The sequence below is a fragment of the Phycicoccus elongatus Lp2 genome (assembly GCF_000367525.1).
Lineage (GTDB): Bacteria > Actinomycetota > Actinomycetes > Actinomycetales > Dermatophilaceae > Phycicoccus_A > Phycicoccus_A elongatus.
In genome coordinates, this window is the sequence record NZ_HF570956.1 from 2,366,404 (window position 1) to 2,369,877 (window position 3,474).

4 protein-coding genes are annotated in these 3,474 nt (G+C 69.0%); all 4 read right to left on the reverse strand.

Translation table 11 applies throughout. From position 1 onward, the window contains the following. Positions 1 to 467: Clp protease N-terminal domain-containing protein (locus BN10_RS11410; protein WP_324603526.1), on the reverse strand; the 467-nt coding region annotated here is incomplete at its 3' end. 239 nt (positions 468 to 706) lie between these two features. Then, a complete protein-coding gene (locus BN10_RS11415; protein ID WP_010851403.1) occupies positions 707 to 1,303 on the reverse strand; it encodes a mismatch-specific DNA-glycosylase in 597 nt (198 codons plus the stop codon). Continuing rightward, positions 1,276 to 2,223: an Fpg/Nei family DNA glycosylase gene (locus BN10_RS11420; protein ID WP_010851404.1), complete on the reverse strand. Its 948-nt coding sequence runs from the start codon at positions 2,221 to 2,223 to the stop codon at positions 1,276 to 1,278. Before BN10_RS11420 ends, BN10_RS11415 begins: the two co-directional genes overlap by 28 nt. A gap of 72 nt (positions 2,224 to 2,295) precedes the next feature. Beyond that, positions 2,296 to 3,474: MFS transporter (locus tag BN10_RS11425; protein WP_156917383.1), on the reverse strand; the 1,179-nt coding region annotated here is incomplete at its 5' end.

Below are 3,474 nucleotides of genomic sequence, written 5' to 3' on the forward strand. Positions count from 1 at the left end.
GCGGTCGCGCCGGCGGCCTCCTTGCCGCCCTGGTAGCCGGAGATCAGTTGGATGACCGTCTGGCGGACGCGCGCCAGGTCGGCGCCGAGCTTGACGAGGACCTGGGCGGCGACACCCTCGCCCTCGCGGATGAGGCCGAGCAGGATGTGCTCGGTCCCGATGTAATTGTGGCCGAGCTGCAGCGCCTCGCGCAGGGAGAGCTCGAGCACCTTCTTGGCGCGCGGCGTGAAGGGGATGTGACCGGTCGGGGCCTGCTGGCCCTGGCCGATGATCTCCTGCACCTGCTCGCGCACGGCGTCGAGGCTGACCCCGAGCTGCTCCAGCGCCTTGCTGGCGACACCCTCGCCCTCGTGGATGAGGCCGAGGAGGATGTGCTCCGTGCCGATGTAATTGTGGTTGAGCATGCGCGCCTCTTCCTGCGCAAGCACGACCACCCGGCGAGCCCGGTCGGTGAACCGTTCGAACATGGACATGACTCCTGACCTTCGGTAGTCCTAGAACTGTAGCCGCGCAGCCTGAGGGTGCCCCCGGGATTTCCACGCAGCGTCTCGAAGGCACCAACGCCAGCCGCCTTGTGCGTGTTCCGCGAGGTGAGTGGCGAGCACTCATGTTCGCTCACGGCATACCTCTGCCTTGTGTCCGGCACGGTGGTTGGTATGCCGTCCACGTGCCGGACGCAAGGGGGTGGGTAGGGGGAGTGGGTCGGTCAGGGGAGCACGCCGGCGGCGCGGGCGGGCGCGGCATACGCCTGCGCGAGGGAGGAGACCGTCTCGTGGGCGTTGAGGCCGCTGGGGTTCGGCACCACCCAGAGCTCGACGCCGCCCAGATCGGTCGGCTGGCGCCCCATGGTCGCCTTCCGCTCGCCGAACGCCGTCCGGTATGCCGTGATGCCGGCGACCGCGACCACCCGCGGCTCCCAGCGTCGGACGGTCGCGACCAGACGCTCGCCGCCGGTGCGGAGTTCCTGCGCGGAGAGTTCGTCGGCGCGGGCCGTCGCGCGCGGCACGAGGTTGGTGATGCCGAGTCCGCGCGCCAGGACGGCGGCGCGATCGGCGTCGGTCATGCCGGCCGCCGGATCGATCGGTGCCTCGATGATCCCGGCCTCGAGCAGCGCCGGATAGAAGCGATTGCCGGGATGCGCGAAGTGGGTCTGCATGGCAGCGGTCCACAGGCCGGGGTTGATGCCGACGAAGAGCAGTCGGCAACCGGGCCCGATGAGGTCGGGCACGACCTCGTCACGGTGTGCCTCGAGCTCGGCGCGGGTGAAACCCAAGGTCAGTGCCGCCGCTGGCAGCGGCCGCACCAGAAGAGGTTGCGCCCGGCGAGCACCTGCGTGCGAATTCGGCTGCCGCACACCGGACATGGCTCGCCCTGGCGCTTGTAGACGGCATACTCCCGCGGGAACGGACTGACCTGCTCATAGGCGGGTGGCCGTTGTCCGGCGGGCACCCGCCCGCGCTCACCTTCGGTGCCGCCCTGCCAATCCACGAGGTATGCGGCGTCGCCGGCTTCCGCACGCTGCGCCAGGAACGCCTTGGCCTCGGCGACCTGCTCGTCGAGCGTGATGATCTGGCCGAAGGCGACGCCGATCGGCATGAGGTCGACCAGGTCGTCCCAGATCGTCTGCCAGGTGCGCTTCTTGACCTTGCGGCCGGGCGTGAAGGGGTCGATCCGGTGCTTCCACAGCAGCTCGCAGCGATACACATTGCCGACGCCGGCGAGCACCGACTGGTCCATGAGCAACTCGGCGACCGGTCGGTCGGTGCGGGCGAGCTTGGCCAGTGAGTGTGCGGTGTCATGCCCCGGCTCGCCGGCCCGCAGCGGGTCGGGGCCGAGGCGGGCGACGATGGCGGCCTGCTGCTCGGGCGAGATGAGGTCCACGACGGTGGCGCCGCGCAGGTCGGCGACCCATTCCTCGTTGACCAGACGCACCCGGACCGCGCCCACCGGCGGAGGGGGGAGGGCACCGGAACCGGGGCCCGCGGCATACCGAAGGACGTCGAAGACGCCGATCAGGCCCAGGTGCACATTGAGGATGCGCTCGCCCTCGAAGGTGACGAAGAGGTGCTTCCCCCACGCGTCGGCGCGCACGCAGAGCAGACCGTCGAGGAGCGTTGCCCCGTCGGCGAAGCGCCCTTGGGGGGATGAGACGGCGGGCCGAGTGCCGGCGAACGCGCGATCGAGGGCGCCGGCGAGCCGATGCAGGGTGTGGCCTTCGGGCATGGCGAAACCCTAGGCCGTTGCGTCCGCGTCAAGCGTCGCCATGGGCGCGGGGGACGCGGACACAACGAGAGGTCACTTCTCGTAGGCCGCCGTGAGCTGGCGGTAGGGCCTGGACACGAAGGCGAGCAGCACGGCGATGAGCATGACGAAGCCCGCGACGAAGAAGACCAGAGCAATGCCCCGAGTGTCGCCGCGGCCGAGGAGCCAGGCCCACCGGTCCTGGCCGTCCTCGGTGCGCATGTAGGGGATCAACCAGTACTGCGCGACCGGGCCGATGAGGAAGGCCGACACCGGGGCCGAGCCCATCTCGACCGACTGCTGGAAGCCGAAGACGCGTCCCTGGGACCGGAACGGCACGACCTTCTGCAGCAAGGTCTGCTCGGCCGCCTCGGCCGCCGGCGTGAGGGCCATGAAGACGAGGATGCCCAGGACATAGAGCCACTGCGCCTCACGGATCGTGAAGAGCATCCCGACCACGGCCACGCCGACATTGACCAGCAGCAGGGTGCGTAGGGGCCGTGCCCCGAGCCCGAACTTGGCCACGAGCCCACCGCCGATGATGAAGCCGAGACTGGTCACTCCGAGCACGACACCCCACACCTTGACGTCGAAGAGCTCGAGTCCATAGGGATCCATGAGCGCCATGAAGACGCCCCCGACCAAGTTGTTGAAGGTCGCGAAGAGGATCAGCGCGAGCAGACCGGGGACCGCGCGGATCGCCGTCATTGCCCCGGCGATGTCGAAGGTCGGCCTCTTTTCGCCCTCCTCGAGGTGCGGCTGCACCTCCGGGATCGGGATGACGAGCAGGTGGGCCAGCGAGATCCCGGTGAGCGCGATCGCGATGACGAGCGTCCAACCCATGCCGAGCAGACCGATCGACAGGCCGGAGAAGACGCTGGTGACCATGAAGGCGACGCCCTGCACCGTGCCGACCAGGCCATTGGCCTTGTCGCGCTCATCCTCGGGAACGAGCAGGGTGACGGTCGTCGACAGGGCGATGTTGCGTAGGCTCTCGACCACGGCACCGGTGAGGATGACCGTGACGAAGATCCAGAAGCCGGGCTGTTGCCACTGCGAGACGCCCTCCTCACCGAAGAGGACATAGACCCCGCCGGAGAGCGCGAACGCGAGCAGGGTGACGACGCTCGACACCACCATGATCGGTTTCTTGCGGTGCCGGTCGACCAGAGATCCGAAGACCATCCCGAAGACGGCCAAGAAGAGCATGTAGGAGCCGCCGATGATGGCGGG